The 17,244-nt window shown below is 65.6% G+C and carries 18 protein-coding genes; 7 read left to right on the top strand and 11 right to left on the bottom strand.

Going from position 1 to position 17,244, the window contains the following annotated elements; translation table 11 throughout:
- Positions 1–79 precede the first annotated feature (79 nt).
- Together QXZ94_RS27880 and QXZ94_RS27875 are read right to left on the bottom strand one after the other, a co-directional pair.
- Positions 80–892, bottom strand: coding sequence for an ABC transporter permease (locus QXZ94_RS27880; protein ID WP_315723815.1), 813 nt, complete (start codon positions 890–892; stop codon positions 80–82).
- A complete protein-coding gene (locus QXZ94_RS27875) occupies positions 889–1,680 on the bottom strand; it encodes an ABC transporter ATP-binding protein (RefSeq protein WP_315723813.1) in 792 nt (263 codons plus the stop codon). Before QXZ94_RS27875 ends, QXZ94_RS27880 begins: the two co-directional genes overlap by 4 nt.
- A 97-nt stretch (positions 1,681–1,777) precedes the next feature.
- Here QXZ94_RS27875 and QXZ94_RS27870 point away from each other — a divergent pair, with 97 nt between their 5' ends.
- Entirely contained in the window at positions 1,778–3,127 is a 1,350-nt protein-coding gene (locus tag QXZ94_RS27870) for an ActS/PrrB/RegB family redox-sensitive histidine kinase (RefSeq protein WP_315723811.1), read from the top strand.
- A 176-nt stretch (positions 3,128–3,303) separates the two neighbouring features.
- Positions 3,304–3,858 carry an ActR/PrrA/RegA family redox response regulator transcription factor gene (locus QXZ94_RS27865; RefSeq protein ID WP_009025614.1) on the top strand — a complete coding sequence of 185 codons (555 nt, stop codon included), beginning with the start codon at positions 3,304–3,306 and terminating at the stop codon, positions 3,856–3,858.
- A 16-nt stretch (positions 3,859–3,874) separates the two neighbouring features.
- On the opposite strand, the gene QXZ94_RS27860 is transcribed toward QXZ94_RS27865, so the two are convergent.
- The 3 genes from QXZ94_RS27860 to QXZ94_RS27850 all read right to left on the bottom strand — a co-directional run bounded on the left by QXZ94_RS27860 (position 3,875) and on the right by QXZ94_RS27850 (position 5,017).
- A complete protein-coding gene (locus QXZ94_RS27860) occupies positions 3,875–4,240 on the bottom strand; it encodes a hypothetical protein (RefSeq protein ID WP_315723809.1) in 366 nt (121 codons plus the stop codon).
- Between the two features lie 218 nt (positions 4,241–4,458).
- On the bottom strand, positions 4,459–4,755 hold the full coding sequence (locus QXZ94_RS27855; protein WP_315723807.1) for a hypothetical protein: 297 nt from the start codon (positions 4,753–4,755) through the stop codon (positions 4,459–4,461).
- Complete coding sequence (locus QXZ94_RS27850; protein ID WP_172115156.1) at positions 4,748–5,017, bottom strand: hypothetical protein; 270 nt, start codon at positions 5,015–5,017, stop codon at positions 4,748–4,750. The genes QXZ94_RS27855 and QXZ94_RS27850 overlap by 8 nt, the downstream gene beginning before the upstream one ends.
- A gap of 497 nt (positions 5,018–5,514) precedes the next feature.
- Between QXZ94_RS27850 and QXZ94_RS27845 the strand changes: the two genes are divergently transcribed.
- From QXZ94_RS27845 to QXZ94_RS27835, 3 genes are all read left to right on the top strand, one after another.
- Positions 5,515–5,652, top strand: coding sequence for a hypothetical protein (locus QXZ94_RS27845; protein ID WP_315723805.1), 138 nt, complete (start codon positions 5,515–5,517; stop codon positions 5,650–5,652).
- A 103-nt stretch (positions 5,653–5,755) separates the two neighbouring features.
- Positions 5,756–5,998, top strand: coding sequence for a hypothetical protein (locus tag QXZ94_RS27840; protein WP_315723803.1), 243 nt, complete (start codon positions 5,756–5,758; stop codon positions 5,996–5,998).
- Positions 5,999–6,101: 103 nt separating this feature from the next.
- Positions 6,102–6,362, top strand: coding sequence for a DUF1488 domain-containing protein (locus QXZ94_RS27835; RefSeq protein WP_172115162.1), 261 nt, complete (start codon positions 6,102–6,104; stop codon positions 6,360–6,362).
- Positions 6,363–6,521: 159 nt separating this feature from the next.
- Here the strand turns inward: QXZ94_RS27835 and QXZ94_RS27830 are convergent, their stop codons facing one another.
- Positions 6,522–7,004, bottom strand: coding sequence for an MmcB family DNA repair protein (locus QXZ94_RS27830; RefSeq protein WP_315723801.1), 483 nt, complete (start codon positions 7,002–7,004; stop codon positions 6,522–6,524).
- 121 nt (positions 7,005–7,125) lie between these two features.
- Here QXZ94_RS27830 and QXZ94_RS27825 point away from each other — a divergent pair, with 121 nt between their 5' ends.
- Positions 7,126–8,835, top strand: coding sequence for an alpha-amylase family protein (locus QXZ94_RS27825; RefSeq protein WP_315723799.1), 1,710 nt, complete (start codon positions 7,126–7,128; stop codon positions 8,833–8,835).
- A gap of 209 nt (positions 8,836–9,044) precedes the next feature.
- On the opposite strand, the gene QXZ94_RS27820 is transcribed toward QXZ94_RS27825, so the two are convergent.
- On the bottom strand, positions 9,045–10,643 hold the full coding sequence (locus tag QXZ94_RS27820; RefSeq protein WP_315723797.1) for an alpha-amylase family glycosyl hydrolase: 1,599 nt from the start codon (positions 10,641–10,643) through the stop codon (positions 9,045–9,047).
- Positions 10,644–10,786: 143 nt separating this feature from the next.
- Between QXZ94_RS27820 and QXZ94_RS27815 the strand changes: the two genes are divergently transcribed.
- Positions 10,787–11,455 (top strand): MBL fold metallo-hydrolase, encoded by a 669-nt coding sequence (locus QXZ94_RS27815; protein ID WP_315723795.1) that lies wholly within the window; start codon positions 10,787–10,789, stop codon positions 11,453–11,455.
- Between the two features lie 55 nt (positions 11,456–11,510).
- Here the strand turns inward: QXZ94_RS27815 and QXZ94_RS27810 are convergent, their stop codons facing one another.
- From QXZ94_RS27810 to QXZ94_RS27795, 4 genes are all read right to left on the bottom strand, one after another.
- Positions 11,511–13,520, bottom strand: a complete 2,010-nt coding sequence (locus QXZ94_RS27810; RefSeq protein WP_315723793.1) for a methyl-accepting chemotaxis protein — start codon at positions 13,518–13,520, stop codon at positions 11,511–11,513.
- 284 nt (positions 13,521–13,804) lie between these two features.
- A complete protein-coding gene (locus QXZ94_RS27805) occupies positions 13,805–14,524 on the bottom strand; it encodes a ribonuclease activity regulator RraA (RefSeq protein WP_315723791.1) in 720 nt (239 codons plus the stop codon).
- Between the two features lie 121 nt (positions 14,525–14,645).
- A complete protein-coding gene (araD, locus tag QXZ94_RS27800) occupies positions 14,646–16,382 on the bottom strand; it encodes an L-arabinonate dehydratase (protein WP_315723789.1) in 1,737 nt (578 codons plus the stop codon).
- Entirely contained in the window at positions 16,379–17,239 is an 861-nt protein-coding gene (locus QXZ94_RS27795; RefSeq protein WP_315723787.1) for an ABC transporter permease, read from the bottom strand. Before QXZ94_RS27795 ends, araD begins: the two co-directional genes overlap by 4 nt.
- Between the last annotated feature and the right edge of the window lie 5 nt (positions 17,240–17,244).

Below are 17,244 nucleotides of genomic sequence, written 5' to 3'. Positions count from 1 at the left end.
ATTAAGCGTCAATGCGGTGTGTTACGAGTTGGTGCCTCAAAGCTACGAAATGAGCCCGAAAATCCACGGGAAAACGCAATTATTCACCCGATGACAGCAGCGAGCCGGCACGGCGCGCGCTGCGCAACAGGGCAATGAATGCCGCAAACGACGCCAATAGCAGGGCGGCATTGAGCCCGAGCGCGGTCAGCATCAGGTCGGTCCGAAAGACGTGATCGGTCAAGAGCGCGCGCATGCCCTCGAACACGTAAGTCGGCGGCAGCGACCAGGCGATCAGCTGCAGCCAGTGCGGCAGCACCTGCACCGGATAATACACGCAGGCCAGCGGCATCAGCGCGAACATCAGGGTCCAGACGATGCTCTCGGCACCCAGCCCGTTGCGCAGCACCAGCCCCGACACGAAGATGCCGACCGCCCAGGAGGTGAAGATCAGGTTGCAGAAGAACGCGATCAGCGGCAGGCCGAGGCTGTAAAAGTTGAAGTCGAAGAACCACACCGCGATCAGGGTCATCGGGATGATGCCGATGGCGAGCCGGACCAGGCTCATCGTCATCAGCGCCAGCAGGAATTCGATCGGGGTCAGCGGGCTCATCATCAGATTGCCGATGTTGCGCGCCCACATCTCCTCCAGGAACGAGATCGAGAAGCCGAGCTGGCCGCGGAACAGGATGTCCCACAGGATCACGGCGCCGATCAGCGTGCCGCCGGCGCGGGCGAAGAACCCGGCATTGGAGGCGATGTAGGTCTGCAGGAAGCCCCAGGTGATGATCTGCAAGGTCGGCCAGTACATCAGCTCCAGCAGCCGCGGCCAGGACGAGAGCAGGAGATACCAGTAGCGCAGGACCATCGCGCCGATCCGATGCGGGGCGATGCGCAGAGACAGGTCGTTCATTGTGCCGCCTCCCGGTCGCGGCCGCGGGCGACATCGAGGAACACCTCCTCCAGGGTCGCACGGTTGTAGCGCGCCATGATCTGCGCGGGGCTGTCGTCGTCCTCGATCCGGCCGCGCTTCATGATGATGACGCGGTCGCACAGGCGCTCGACCTCGAGCATGTTGTGCGAGGCGAGCAGGATGGTGGCGCCGCGGCGCCGGCGATAGCGCTCGAGGTGGCCGCGCACCCAGTCGGCGGTGTCGGGATCGAGCGAGGCCGTCGGCTCGTCGAGCAGCAGCAGCTCCGGATCGTTGATCAGCGCCTTGGCCAGCGCCACGCGTGTCTTCTGGCCGGCTGACAGCTTGCCGCTGGCGCGATCGATGAAATCGGTCAGGTCGAGTTGCGCGGCGAGCTCGGCAATCCGCTCCTTCAGATGGTCCACCGCATAGAGCCGGCCGAAGATGGTGAGGTTCTGCCGCACCGTGAGCCGCATCGGCATGTCGACATAGGGGCTCTCGAAATTCATCCGTCCGAGCACGGTGGCAGCCTCGTCCGGCATGGTGTGGCCGAGCACCTCGACGGTGCCCGAGGTCGGCTCCACCAGGCCCATGATCATCGCGATCGTCGTGGTCTTGCCGGCGCCGTTGCCGCCGAGCAGCCCGGTGATGCTGCCACGGCGGATCGCGAACGAGATGCCGTCGACGGCGGTTGCCGTCTTGTAGATCTTGGTCAAGCGCGCCACGGCGATTGCAGCCGAGGCTGAGCCAGCGTCGGGGGATGCGCTCGGCGCTGCGTCATCATGCGTCATGGGTCACGTCATTGAGGCATTGTGCCGCAAACCGCAACAGGCCACCAAAGGTCGGCCCGATTTGTCGCCGCGCCCCGACGGCATTAAGTTCCGAGCCATGACCGACGCCCTGATCATCGACACGCCCGACACCGACTATCGCCATCCGCGCCAGCGCGTCCGGCTCGACACCATCCTGCGACTACGCTGGCTGGCGGCGCTCGGACAGCTCAGCGCGATCTTCATCGTCGTGCAGGGACTGGAGTTCGATCTGCCGGTCGTGCCCTGCCTTGCCGTGATCAGCATCTCCGCGCTGCTCAATCTCGGCCTGCAGATCGCCTTCAACCCGATGCAGCTGCTCGAGCCGCACCATGCCGGCGGCCTGCTCGCGCTCAACATCGTTGAGCTGACCGTGCTGCTCTATCTCACCGGCGGGCTGGAGAACCCGTTCTCCTACATGTTCCTGGCGCCGGTGCTGATCGCGGCGACCGCCCTGCCCGTGCGCATGACGATCATGCTCGGACTGCTCGCGGTCGCCTGCGCCACCGCGCTGTTCTTCATGCATCTACCGCTGCCCTGGGAGGGCGAGGAGCCGCTGATCTTCCCGCCGATCTACCTGTTCGGCGTCTGGCTTTCGATCGCGCTCGCGATCGGTGTCACCAGCCTCTATGCGTTCCAGGTCACCGAGGAGGCGCGCAAGCTGTCGGACGCGCTGGCCGCCACCGAGCTGGTGCTGGCGCGCGAGCAGCATCTCACCCAGCTCGACGGCCTCGCCGCCGCGGCCGCGCACGAGCTCGGCACGCCGCTCGCGACCATCGTGCTGATCTCGCGCGAGCTGGAGCGCGCCTTGCACGACAACAGCCAGGTCACCTCCGACATCAAGACCCTGCGCGAGCAGGCGCAGCGCTGCCGCGACATTCTCGGCAAGATCACCCAGCTGTCGTCGATCGGCTCGATGTACGACCGCATGAAGCTGTCGACCCTGATCGAGGAGACGGTCGCTCCGCATCGCGACTTCGGCGTCGACATCAAGGTGCGCGTGGCCGTCGCGGCGTCCAAGGAGCCGGTCGGCTCGCGCAATCCGGCCATCCTCTATGGCGTCGGCAACATCCTGGAGAATGCGGTCGACTTCGCCCGCAATGCCGTCGAGGTGAACGCCTGGTGGAACAACGAGACCGTGGAACTGGTGATCTCCGACGACGGCCCGGGTTTCGCGCCCGACATCCTCAAGCGCATCGGCGAGCCGTATCTGTCCCGGCGGCGCAGCGCCGAGGACGGCCAGGGCGGCAACCAGGGCGGCGGCCTCGGGCTCGGCGTGTTCATCGCCCGCACCTTGCTGGAGCGGACCGGCGCCAAGGTCTCGTTTACCAACCGTACCTTTCCGGACCATGGCGCCGTGGTCCAGATCGTCTGGCCGCGGCGGCGTTTCGAGGCCAGCGAGGATGGCGAGGAGGCCGGGCCGGAGTAGCTGAACCATCGGGGCTGACGGCTGGCATACGGAACACCGGGAGAGCCGCCGGAACGCGCGGCGTCACGCCGCAGACTGCGGCATCCCGCGATCTTGGCAGCGAGCCATGCAGGGCCCATATGTCACCTATGACAGATCGTCTCGCAACATCGAGCCTTCTTCTCAAGGATATGACCGTGGGCGCCATCGCCGAACTGACGAACCACCCGGACCGCTCTCTCCTGATCGTCGAGGACGACAAGCCGTTCCTGGAGCGGCTATCGCGCGCCATGGAGACTCGCGGCTTTACCGTCACCTCCTGCGAGAGCGTCGCGGAAGGCATCTCGCAGATCGGCAAGTCGGCGCCGGCGTTCGCAGTGGTCGACCTCCGGCTGGGCGACGGCAATGGCCTGGACGTGGTGTCGGCGCTGAAGCGCAAGCGGCCCGAAGCCCGCGCCATCGTGCTGACCGGCTACGGCAACATCGCCACCGCGGTGACCGCGGTGAAGATGGGCGCCGTCGACTATCTGGCGAAGCCCGCCGACGCGGATGACGTCGTGGCCGCGCTGCTGGCGACCACCAGCGAGAAGTCCGAACTACCGTCGAACCCGATGTCGGCCGATCGCGTGCGCTGGGAGCACATCCAGCGCATCTACGAGATGTGCAACCGCAACGTCTCCGAGACCGCGCGCCGCCTCAACATGCACCGCCGCACCCTGCAGCGCATCCTGGCGAAGCGCGCGCCGAAGTAGGCGGACGGCGTACCCCTTAGTGCGATTTCACGAACGCCTGCAGCGCATGGAACACCGTGCGCCGCTGGTTGCGACTGCACCAGTTTCGCATCCAGCTGTCCATCTCGGTCAAATCGAGCTTGATCTGCCGGCCCTCGTCGCCGCGCCCGGCGTTGACGGCCGAGACATAGCCCATCATCCATTGCTGATATTTCGAGATGCTGTTGACATAGGGGCCGTCGGGATTGCCGATGGCCTTGTAGGTGCCGGGCGGCTGCTCCTCGGCGGCGGCAATGAAGCGCTCGCAGGAATCGGCGCCGACGCCGAGAACGTAGAACGCCACCTCCTCCGCGCGGACTCCGGTCGCGAAGAGCAGTGTCAGCGCCAAGACCACCCGTCGCATCTGTCGTCCCTGTCCGCACCCCTGGGCTGGATACCGCTCGAGCCTTAAAAATGTCCCGGCATGTTGCGCCCCATGCGGGGCAATTGTCGGGCAGAGCCGGGGAAATTGCCAGGAGGCCGGAACGAGCGGATGCTGTCGCGCGCCGGCAACAGTCCTGAATCGGGCGCGGGCAGGTTCACAGTTGGATCTGGAAGGCACCACGATGCGCCGGCCCGACGTCAGCTCTCCCCCGTCAGCCTGGAGAAGTCGGCCAGGACGGCAGCGATCAGCTCCCGATGCCTGGTATCCTGTTCCGCAAGGCTTGCGGCGTAGATGTTCAGGAGATAGCGCGCCTTCGCAGCGGCTTCCGGCCACGACGTGGCCGCGTTGGCGAGCAGGTGCTGCTCGAGAACAGCCTGCCGCTCGCGCAGCTCCCGCGCATGACTTTCGGCCTCTGCCAACGCGCGACGGAGGTCCACGGCCTTCTGCGCGCTCATCCCGCGGTGCCTGTCGAGATCGAGCGGCTCGTCAGTCATCCGACGCACTCGCGTCGACACGTTGCGCGTCTGCGAGATCGACCGAGCTTATGGACAGCATCTCGACGGCAGCAGAGCGCGAACCGGCGACCGGGACCATCATCATCGTCGCAACACGGCGGTAGGCAGCAAAGGACAATCCCTCGATCAGCTCCTCGTCCGTGACCACCTCGTAGGTGCCCTCGGGCAAGAGACGCTCGATGCTCCTGATCCGGAACGGGTGTTTGAAGGTGACGAATTCGCGCCGCGAGCGGATGCTCATCTGCGCCTACCTTTCGCAACGGCTTCGCCGTCGCTGTCGCGACTTTGAGGTTCTTCAAAGCATGCGCCTTGCGGCCGGCAATAGCCACCGCTTTCTCATCAGCACGACGTGATGAGCGGCCTGGCGTCATCGGACCGTGCCGCTGCGCTTTGGTGCTCGCTATTGCAGAAGCCAGGGTGTATCAATGGTGATCACCGCCATTCCGACGGCATTCACCGGTGACTGAGGGTCACGAGCGCTCCCGCCGCAAACCACGCGAGGGGTAGCCAATGCCGCAGTTTCGTCTGAGCGAGTGGATCGTTCCACCCATTGTCGTGCCGCTTCTGCTGATCCTTCTCGCGCTCACAGTTGCCGCGCTGCATTCGTAGATCCGACCACCACGACTCCCGCATCGGCAACCGGTGGACGACGACCGGCAGTGGCGCCGCGCACGCAGGATCGACGGGGTGCTCGTCCGATACGTTGAACCAGATCCAACCCGAGTCGAGGAGACCGACATGGCCAAAGGTCAGCAAAAAGGCAATCGCGAAGCCAAGAAGCCCAAGAAGGAAAAGCCCAAGAGCATTGCTGCAGCGCCGAGCCAAAAGGCCGGAGCATGGCAGTCGGATTTTTCCAGCGATAAGAAGAAGCGCTAGGGGATTTCCGGTCTCATCAGTCTGGATCGTCTCCCGCACGCAAGTCCGCGCTCAATGCAATGCCGATGCGGCGGACCGTACTCGATAGTCCAAAGGACAGAACATGGCGCGCGAAACGATCTATGTCGTTCAGGCGTTCAGCGCCGGCCGGGGCGGACGCGCGAAAGCCGAGACGCCGATCGCCTGCAAGACGAAAGCAGGCGCGCTCCGGACTGCGGAACGGCTGGTGTCCAGCAAGGCAGGCGTCGTCGCCTTCTCATCCTCGGGAGATCCCGACATGGGTGACTATGACGATGAGCCGACGGTCTTCTTCCGCCACGGCGAGTTGCCGTCGGCCTTCGATTGAGATGCGCGCAACCCCTTTGTCGCCGGCGACCATTGCCGAACGACGCCCCTTGGATGACGTCCGCCGTCACCGCGGTGTCCTCCGAACCTGATCGGTCACACACATGATTGAGTTTCCAAATCACAGCCGCTCCTATGATCGCACGCGACGTGCCGTACGGTTCTGGGGCTATGACAGCGCGATGGAAGCGTCGTTCTTCGTCGACGAGGGTGCGTTGAGACGCCTTCAACCCGACACCCGTCCCGACGAGTCGGGCTTTCTGACCGCATTCGATTCCAACCGCGAGCGGATCTGCGCCGCCGCCGCCCGGCTCTATGTCCGCGGCAGCCGGGGCTCCTACGATCTCGTCGCCGCCAATTTCTGACGGCGATGCCGGCTGGCGCCCAATCCGCAAGGCCGGCGTGATGCGGATAGGCTCTCAGCGATGCTGATGTCTCTCATCTCGAGAGTCGTGACCTGACGGAGCCTGCATCACCTCCCCGGGCGGGGAACCACCGTCCAGGAGAGCCTAGTTGAGGATTCTCTAGAGGTCCGCGTGGCCCTGCGGGTCGACCAGCCGGTTGATCCGCTGCGCCGCCGCGAGCCCGAAGCGCACCGTCATCAGCTTGCGTGTCGCCGCCGGCAATCTGTGTTCGGGCGCCTCGCAATGCAGGTGGGCGCCATAGGCATCGGCGACGATCAGGCCGGTGTCCCGCAGAAAGATCTCGCAAGGCAGATCCTGCGTGAAGGCGAAGAACAGCCGGTCGCAATGGGCACGGTAGTCCTCCCATTTGTGATCCGCGCGCAGATCCTCGACCGACGACTTGATCTCGACGATCCAGATCTCGCCGCGCTCGTTCAGCGCCACCAGGTCGGCGCGACGGCCCGACGGCAGCGGCAGCTCGCTGATGGTGGCAAAGCCGAGCGAGCGCAGCAGGCGCGAGGTGCCGCGCGCGATTGCCAGCGCCGTCTCCGATTGGCGGCGGTCGATGGGAACGAGGCTGATCCTGGCGGCGGACGATTCCATTGCCGCAGCATAGCCGATTCCAGGCGTCTCCCAAGCGCGCTGATCACGGGAACCGGAACCTGACGCCGGCCTTCCGCTTAACAAGCGGCCGCCGGCCGGGCGGCGCAACGAGGCGCCGTCCATGATCGACGATCTCTGGTACAAGAATGCGGTATTCTACTGCCTGTCGGTCGGCACCTACATGGACGCCGACGGAGACGGGATTGGTGATTTCAAGGGGCTGACGCGCCGGCTCGATTACCTGCACGGCCTCGGCATTACTGCGATCTGGCTGATGCCGTTCCAGCCCTCGCCGCAGCGCGACGACGGCTACGACGTTGCCGACTATTACGGCGTCGACCCGCGCTACGGCACGCTCGGCGATTTCGTGCAGTTCACCCATGGCTGCAAGCAGCGTGGCATCCGCGTCATCATCGACCTCGTCGTCAACCACACCTCCGACCAGCATCCCTGGTTCATCGACGCGCGCAGCTCGAAGAGCTCGCGTCACCGGAACTGGTATGTCTGGTCGGACAAGAAACCCGCCAATGCCGACACGGGCATGGTGTTTCCCGGCGTGCAGAAGACGACCTGGACGCGCGACAAGCAGTCGAGCGCCTTCTACTTCCACCGCTTCTACGACTTCCAGCCCGACCTCAACACCTCGAACCCGGAGGTGCAGGCCGAGATCCTGAAGATCATGGGATTCTGGATCCAGCTCGGCGTCTCCGGCTTCCGCATGGACGCGGTGCCGTTCGTGATCGCAACCAAGGGCTCCGGCGTCAAGAAGCCGGTCGAGCAGTACGACATGCTCCGGACTTTCAGAGAGTTCCTGCAATGGCGCCAGGGCGAGGCGATCATCCTCGCCGAAGCCAACGTGCTGCCGGAAACCGACATGGAGTATTTCGGCGACGACGGCGACCGCATGCACATGATGTTCAACTTCCACGTCAATCAGCATCTGTTCTATGCGCTGGCGGCCTCCGATACGCGCCCCCTGGCGAAGGCGTTGGAAGCCACCAAGCCGCGGCCGGCCTCGGCGCAATGGGGCCTGTTCCTGCGCAATCACGACGAGCTCGATCTCGGGCGGCTGACGAAACAACAGCGCGAGACGGTGTTCGCGGCGTTCGGTCCGGACAAGAGCATGCAGCTGTACGATCGCGGCATCCGGCGGCGGCTGGCGCCGATGCTCGGCGGCGACCACCGCCGCATCGAGCTTGCCTACAGCCTGATGTTCACTTTGCCCGGCACGCCGGTCATCCGCTATGGCGACGAGCTCGCGATGGGCGACGACCTCAGCCTGCCCGAGCGCAATTGCGCGCGCACGCCGATGCAATGGTCGACCGAGCCGCATGGCGGCTTCACCAAGAGCGAAACGTCGGCGTGCCCCGTGATCGGCCACGGCCCCTACGGTTATGAGCACATCAATGCGGCAAAGCAGCGCCGGGATCCGAACTCGATGCTGAATTGGACCGAGCGCATCATCCGCATGCGCAAGGAAGTGCCCGAAATCGGCTGGGGCGACTTCCAGGTGATCGCGACCAAGGATCCGGCCGTCCTGATCATGCGCTATGACTGGCGCAACAACTCGGTGCTGTTCGTGCACAATCTCGACGAGAAGCCGCGCGAGATCACGTTCGACGCCGGTCTGCCCGACGACACCGGCAAGCTGCTGATCAACCTGCTCGCCGAGGACCACAGCCACGCCGACGAGCGCGGTCGTCATACCCTGGTGCTGGAGCCCTACGGCTACCGCTGGTACCGCGTCGGCGGGCTGGACTATCTGCTGCGGCGGAGCGACATCGAGACGGAGAGCCCGGGGAAGAAGGTAAGGAAGCTGCGACGGCGATGAGCGCCGCAAGCACACGACACAACGTATCAGTTGACCACACGACCTCATCAAACCCGGTGTCGTACCGGGCTTGACCCGGGACCCATAGCCACAGGCCGTCATGTGGCGACGACTCGGAGTTGCCAGCCCGCCTCAAACATCTTCCTGGGAGTGGGTCCCGGGTCAAGCCCGGTACGACACTGAGTTTGACGCGGTCGCGCAACACATAGCTAAGCGCTACGTCCGATCACCACGCCCTCATTGCCGCGCAGATCCAGCGTGCCGTCGATGCGCTCGCCGTCGCGGTCGAGCCAGGTGGAGAGCAGGATCTCGCCGTCGAGGCCGCTGCCTTCGGTCGCGATCGCCACCGGCTCGTCGCTCAGATTGAGCGCCACCGTGACGACCTCTCCGTTGCCTTCGCGGCGGTACAGCAGGAGATCGCCTTGCGCGGCGACCGACCGATAGACGCCGGTGACGAGCACGCGGTGCTGCTTTCGCAGCCGCATCAACGCGCGGTACAGGTTCAGGATGGAGCGCCGGTCGGCCGTGAGATTGACGACGTTCTCGTGCGTGAAATCGTCCGCCACCGGCAGCCATGGCTCGGCGTGGCTGAAGCCGGCCCCAGGCAGCGCGCTCCACTGCATCGGGGTGCGGCAGCCGTCGCGACCGACGCCGATGCCGGGCACGTTCCTCTCAAAGGGATCGCGCACCTGCTCCGGGCTGATCGCGACCTGATGCATGCCGATCTCGTCGCCATAATACAGCGTCGGCGTGCCGCGCAGGGTCAGCAGCAACATCGCCGCGACGCGCGCCTGCTCCGCACCGACCCGGCTCGCCACCCGCGGCCGGTCGTGATTGCCGAGCACCCAGTTCGGCCAGGCGCCTTGCGGCAAGGCGGCCTCGTAGTCCGCGATGATGCGCTCGATCTCGCGGGCATGCCACGGTGCCGACAGCAGTGCAAAATTGAACGGCAGATGCGCACCACCAAGGTCCTTGCCGTAGTAGCTCATGAGCCGCTCGACCGGCAGATAGATCTCGCCGACCAGCACGCGGTCATCGAATTCGTCGACCACCGCGCGCAATTCCGCGACCACCTCGTGCACCTCCGGCTGATCGGCGGAATAACGCGAGATGATCTGCACATGCGGCGGCCGGCCGCCGTGATAGTCGGGATTGGCCGGATTGTCGCGAAACTCGGCGTCCTTGATCAGGTGCCAGATCACGTCGACGCGAAAGCCGTCGACTCCCTTGCGCAGCCAGAACCGCATGACGTTATACATTGCCGCGCGTACCGCCGGATTGCGCCAGTTGAGGTCGGGCTGCTGCGCCAGGAAGGCGTGATAGTAATACTGCCCCGTCGCCTCATCGAACTGCCACGCGCTGCCGCCGAATTCCGACAGCCAGTTGTTCGGCGGGCCGCCGTCCGGAGCGGGATCTCGCCAGATGTACCAGTCGCGATGCGGGTCGTCGCGCGACTGACGCGCCTGCAGGAACCACGGATGCTGATCCGAGGTGTGGTTCGGCACGAGATCGAGGATCACCTTGAGTCCGCCATCATGCGCCGCCTTCACCAGCGCATCGAAATCCTCCATCGTCCCGAACAGCGGATCGATGCCGGTGTAATCGGCAATGTCGTAACCGAAATCGGCCATTGGCGAGGTAAAGATCGGCGACAGCCAGATCGCGTCGACGCCGAGTGTCATCAGATAAGGCAGACGGTGAACGATGCCGGTGATGTCACCGACCCCGTCGCCGTCACTATCCTGGAACGAGCGCGGATAGATCTGGTAGAAAATCCCCTCGCGCCACCAGGCGCCGTGCTCCGCCATTTCGAACCGCTTTCTGCTCGCAACCGTGCGGCCCAACGCAGGAACCGGCGGCGGGTTCACACAACCGTCCGCGCCGCCTTTCTGACGACCCCGAGCCGACGTTTTTCGCTTGGCGCATTGCGAAAAATCGGCATGCTGACGCCATGAGCGAGCAGAACCAGACCAAGGCGAAGGCCGGCGCGATGATCGTGCCCGTCACGCCATTCGAGCAGAACTGCACCATCCTGTGGTGCGAGGCGACCAAGAAGGCGATCGTGATCGATCCCGGCGGCGACGTGCCGAACATCCAGGCGGCGATCGCGCAGGCCAAGGTCACGGTGGAGAAGATCTGGCTGACGCATGGCCATATCGATCACGTCGGGGGCGCAGCCGATCTGCGCGATGCGCTGAAGGTGCCGATCGAGGGCCCACACATCGCCGACAAGTTCCTGCTGGACAACGTCGTCGCCAGCGGCGCGCGTTTCGGCATCACGGGCGTGCGCGACGTCACGCCCGACCGCTGGCTGGAGGAAGGCGACACGGTCGAGATCGGCGAGCTCACGTTCGACATCCTGCATTGCCCCGGCCATTCGCCCGGCAGCGTCGTATTCTTCAACAAGGCGATGCGCTTCGCCCATGTCGGGGACGTGCTGTTCAACGGCTCGGTCGGCCGCACCGATCTGCCCGGCGGCAGCCATGACACGCTGATCCGCTCGATCAAGGACAAGCTGCTGCCGCTCGGCGACGACGTGGGCTTCATTTGCGGCCACGGCGCCGGCTCGAGTTTCGGTCAGGAGCGGATGACCAACCCGTTCCTGACCGGGATCGCCTGAGGCTGAGCGATCAGCCATGCGACAAGGACACGCGGCGGACGACTGACTCAGGTCGTCACGCCACGTTTCGGACCCGACTCGCGCTGCCGTCGCGCAGGCGGGCGAAGAACGCCTGGACCTCCGACGCCAGCGCATCCGCGGCATGGGAGACATTTCCGGACGCGCCGAGCACGTGGTCGGCGGAGCGGTTGGTTTCGAGGATGGCTTGACCCACCGTGGCAATGTTGCCGGCGAGGGTCTGCGTGCCGGCAGCGGCCATCTGGACGTTCTGCGAGATCTCGCGGGTTGCGGCGCCCTGCTGCTCGACGGCGGTCGCAATCGCCGAGGTGACCTCGTCGATCTGGCGCATCGCCTGCCCGACCTCCTTGACCGAGGCCACCGCGGTGCCGGTCGAGGTCTGGATACCCTGGACGTGGTGCGCGATCTCCTGGGTGGCCTTGGCGGTCTGCTCGGCCAACGACTTCACTTCTTGAGCCACCACGGCAAAGCCGCGGCCGGCGTCGCCGGCACGAGCTGCCTCGATCGTGGCATTGAGCGCGAGCAGATTGGTCTGCGCGGCGATCGCCTGGATCAGATCGATGACGGAGGAGATGCTCTGGGCGGCCTGCGCCAGCCCTTCGATTTCGCCCTCTGAGCGTGCGGTCACAGTGCCGGCGGCGCGCACCGTCGAATTGGCACGCTCGATCTGGCGACCGATCTCCTGGATCGAGCCGGCCAGCTCCTCGGCGGCCGAGGCCACGGTCTGGACGTTGCTGGCGGTCTGCTCTGAGGCCTGCGCCGCGGCGGAGGCCTGCTGTGTCGCCTCCCCGGCGACGGCGGTCAGCGCTTCGGCCGTCTGCCGCATTTTGCCGGCGTTGTCGCCGACCGTGCCTAACAGTTGCTCGGAGGCGCGGCGGAACTGCTCGACGGCGGCCTCCATGTTGCGGTTCGCGGCATCGCGCTGAGCGGCAGCCTGCGTCACCTCTCGCGCGGTCTCCTGCTGCGCAATGACGTTGTCGCGGAAGTTGGCGACCGCCTTGGCGACGTCGCCGATCTCGTCGCCACGGCGGGCGTCGAGGAATTCGACGCTGGTATCGCCGCCCGACAGCCTGTGCGCATCGCGGACCAGCGACATCAGGGGATTGCTGATGCCCCGCGCGATCAGGAACGCGATCAACAGACCGAGAAGCCCGGCGGCAACCGCCGCCACCTGCTGCAGCGTGGTCGCGTGGCCGATCTGCTGGTTGGTCTCCTTGACCGCCCCGGTAAAAGCAGCGCGGATGTCGCGCTCGGCGCGATCGATGATCTCGACCGCCGACGCGGTCAGAGGGGCCACGTCCTTGTAGTACACCTCGTCGCCGCGCAGCATGCTGACGGCGGTCTTGTCGAAGGCATCGGCGTAACGTGACAAGCCCTGCTTGACCAGCTCCAGCAGCTTCGTCTGGGCTGGCGCGAGTTCGCGCTGCTCGAGCTCGGCGACCTGCGTCAGCGCGCTGCGGAGATTGGCCTTGAAGGTGTCTCGTCCCTTCAGCTCCCGGGTGGCCAGGAAGCGCCAATTGGCAACCCGCACCAGCAGCACGCGGCTTTCCAACGTGCGCGCGGCATCGGCGAAATCGCTTGCCTGCATCGCCTCCAGGAACCGCTGGACGTCCCCCGTCATGCGATCGCCTTCGGCGAACAGCGCCTCTCTGCCGGCCGCATAGGCCTGTACCGCGCCACCGAGCGCGGTCCGGGCGTCGAGAATGGCGGCAACGCTCTTCTGCAACTGTCGATAGGCACCGCTGCGATCTGCCGCTTCGGTCTCCTTGAGCGCGGCCTGCAGCAGCGTCTCGGTGGCGTTCAGCCGCTGCTCGGCTTCGGCGAAGGCGGCCGCATCCTGATCGAATTGATAGCGCAGCAGAGCACGCCGAATCGCCTGCATCTCGCTCGATATCTTGCCGACCCGAAGCGCGTTCTGCGCCTCTGCGCCGAGTTGCTCGACACGCCCGGACACGACTCCCGACTGCCACAAGCCAAATCCGGCCAACAGCAGCGCCAGCGCCACCAGGACTCCGAACCCGAAATACAGCCGGGTCTTGATCTTCATTCCGCTCATCGTCGATCACCCCATGCGGGATGCGTAGCCTCCGCCACGCCAGCCCCCATCCATCCCACGCCGCCGCACCGTCATGTGCGTCGACCGCCCCGGGACTTTCGAAGCTGTAGATGACCGCCTTTAAGGGACCGTGAATTTACGGGGTTTGTTCGGAGTCATTTGCAAGGCAGGCGCTGCACAGCGAATGGGCGATGAGATCGCTGCACAATCGTGATCGCGCATCGCAGCTCATCGACGCCCATGCTCGCCAGGCCGACAGCGGAATGTCAGGACCGCTACCGGCCGTTCTTCGCGCGCCAGGCGGCGAAGTCCTGCGGCGTCTGCGGGTCGGTGGCCGGATAGAGGCCGAGGATGGAGCGGCCGTTCGCGACCTGCTCGGCGACGAAGTCCTCGAACGCGGTCATCTCGAAGGTCTCCTCCGCGATCTCGTCGGCGAGATGCGCGGGGATGACGATGACGCCGTCGGAATCGCCGAGGATCACGTCGCCGGGAAACACCGGCGCGTCGCCGCAGGCGATCGGGCCGTTGATCTCGATCGCATGGTGCAAGGTGAGATTGGTCGGCGCGCTCGGCCGCTGATGGAAGGCGGGGATGCCGAGCCGGGCGATGTCGGCCGCGTCACGGAAGCCGCCATCGGTGACGACGCCGGCGACGCCGCGCTGCTGCAGGCGGCTCACCAGGATCGCGCCGGCCGAGGCGGCGCGCGCGTCCTTGCGGCTGTCCATCACCAGCACCGCGCCGGGCGGACAATCCTCCACCGCCTTGCGCTGCGGATGGCCGCGATCGCGAAACACCTCGATGGTGTTGAGGTCCTCGCGCGCCGGGATGTAGCGCAGCGTGAAGGCCTCGCCGACCATGGTCGGCTGCTCTGAGCTCAGCGGATGAACGTTCTGGATGCATTGGATGCGCAGGCCGCGCTTGAACAGCGCGGTGGCGACGGTGGCCGTCGAGACGGTCTTGAGCTTGTTGCGGGTGGCGGTGCTGAGTTTGGTCATGTGATGCTCTCTCCGGTCGTCATTCCGGGGCGCGCGCAACGCGAGCCCGGAATCCATACTCCCGATCGTGGTCATGGATTCCGGGCTCGCCGCTCCGCGGCACCCCGGAATGACAATTGAACTAATAGATCGCCGGCTCGCCCACGGGCGCGCCGAAGCCGGTCTCGAGGAAGTCGAAGTCGCAGCCGTCATTGGCCTGCCTGATGTGGCGGGCGAACATCCAGCCATAGCCGCGCTCGAAGCGCGGTGTTGGCGGCGTCCAGGCAGCGCGGCGGCGCGCCAGCTCATCCGCGGCGACATCGAGATTGATCGTGCGCGCGGCGACGTCGAGCGTGATCCGATCGCCGTTGCGGACCAGCGCGAGCGGACCGCCGATGTAGGACTCGGGCGCGACGTGCAGGATGCAGGCGCCGTAGCTGGTGCCGCTCATGCGCGCATCCGACAGCCGCACCATGTCCCGCACGCCCTGCTTTACCAGCCTGGTCGGGATCGGCAGCATGCCCCATTCCGGCATCCCCGGTCCGCCCTGCGGCCCGGCATTGCGCAGGATCAGCACGTGGTCGGCCGTCACCTCGAGATCGGGATCGTCGATCGCCTTCTTCATCGAGGGATAGTCGTCGAACACCAGCGCCGGGCCGGTATGCTTGAGAAAGCGCGGATCGCACGCCGAGGGCTTGATGACGCAGCCGTCGGGGGCGAGATTGCCCTTGAGCACGGCGAGCGCGCCCTCGCGATAGATCGGGTTCGATTGCGGGCGGATCACGTCGTCATTGTAGACGCCGGCGTCCTTGATGTTGTCGCCGAGCGTGCGGCCGTTGGCGGTGAGGCAGTCGAGATGGAGGTGCTCGGTCATCCGGCTCATCAGTCCGGGCAGACCGCCGGCATAGTAGAAATCCTCCATCAGATAAGTGTCGCCGCTCGGCCGGACATTGGCGAGCACCGGCACCTTGCGGCTGGCGGCCTCGAAATCGTCGAGGCCGATATCGGCGCCGGCGCGGCGCGCCTGCGCGATCACATGGATGATGGCGTTGGTCGAGCAGCCCATCGCCATCGCCACCGCGATCGCGTTCTCGAACGCTTCGCGCGTCTGGATCTTCGCAGGCGTCAGATCCTCCCAGACCATCTCGACGACACGGCGGCCGCATTCCGAGCTCATGCGGATGTGCTCGGCATCAGCGGCGGGGATCGACGATGCGCCCGGCAGGGTCATGCCGATCGCTTCCGCAATCGCGGTCATGGTCGAGGCCGTGCCCATGGTCATGCAGGTGCCGTGGCTGCGGGCGATGCCGGCCTCCATCGCGCTCCAATCGGCCTCCGACAGCTTGCCGGCGCGGCGCTCGTCCCAGTACTTCCAGGCGTCGGAGCCGGAGCCGAGCGTCTTGCCCTTCCAATTGCCGCGCAGCATCGGCCCGGCGGGCAGATAGATCGCCGGCAGGTTCATGCTCGTGGCGCCGAGCAGCAGCGCCGGCGTGGTCTTGTCGCAGCCGCCCATCAGCACGACACCGTCGACGGGGTGGCCGCGCAGGAGCTCCTCGACGTCCATCGCCAGCATGTTGCGATAGAGCATCGTGGTCGGCTTCAGCAGCGACTCCGACAGCGACAGCGCCGGCAGCTCGATCGGGAAGCCGCCAGCCATCAGCACGCCGCGCTTCACGTCATCGACGCGCTGCTTGAAATGCATGTGGCAGGGCTGGGCATCGGACCAGGTGTTGACGATGGCGATGACCGGGCGGCCATTCCACTCCTCCTGGGCATAGCCCATCTGCATCGCCCGCGAGCGATGACCAAAGGAGCGGAGATCGTCGGGCGCGAACCAGCGCGCGCTGCGCAGCTGGTCGGGTTGCTTGCGTTCGGTCATGATTGGGTGCCCCAGGTCAGCACTGTCTTGCGCTCGATGGTGCGGAAGATCAGGTTCTCGACCACGAGGCCGATCAGGATGACCGTCAGGAGGCCGGCGAACACCGCAGGGATCTCGAGCAGATTGCGGTTCTCGAAGATGAACCAGCCGAGGCCGCCCTGCCCAGAGGACACGCCGAATACCAGCTCCGCGGCAATCAGGGTACGCCAGGCAAAGGCCCAGCCGATCTTCAGGCCGGTGAGGATGGCGCCGAACGCCGCCGGGATCAGGATCCGGATCACATAGGAAAATCCGCTGAGGCCGTAATTGCGACCGACCATGCGCAGCGTGTTCGACACGCTCTTGAAGCCGGAATGGGTATTGAGCGCGACCGGCCACAGGACCGAATGAATCAGCACGAACACGAGACTGCCGCTGCCGAGTCCGAACCAGATCAAAGCGAGCGGCAACAGCGCGATCGCCGGCAGCGGGTTGAACATCGCGGTGACGGTCTCGAGGAAATCAGTGCCGATGCGGGTCGAGATCGCGAGCACGGTCAGGATCGCGGCGAGCACGATGCCGGCCGCATAACCCATGAAGAGCACCTTCAGAGAGGTCCAGGCGCGCATCGGAATGGTGCCGTCGCGCACCTTCTCCCACAGCGCCGCGATGGTGTCGGAGAAGGTCGGGAACAGCAGGGGATTGTCCAGATAGCTGCCATAGGCCTGCCAGATCGCCGCGAGCACGACGATGATCAGGCTCTTGCGCACGAAGCCGTCGTTCCACAACAGCTCGAACACGCTTAGTTTGCGCTCGACGTCGGCCGGCGTTGCACTGGCCGCCGACGTATCGCGCAGGATGATCTTGGCGTCAGCCATGGGAG

The organism is Bradyrhizobium sp. SZCCHNS2022 (genome assembly GCF_032377575.1).
GTDB lineage: Bacteria > Pseudomonadota > Alphaproteobacteria > Rhizobiales > Xanthobacteraceae > Bradyrhizobium > Bradyrhizobium aeschynomenes.
The sequence above is the reverse complement of the archived record's forward strand: the minus strand, read 5'-3'. Positions and strand labels throughout refer to the sequence as shown.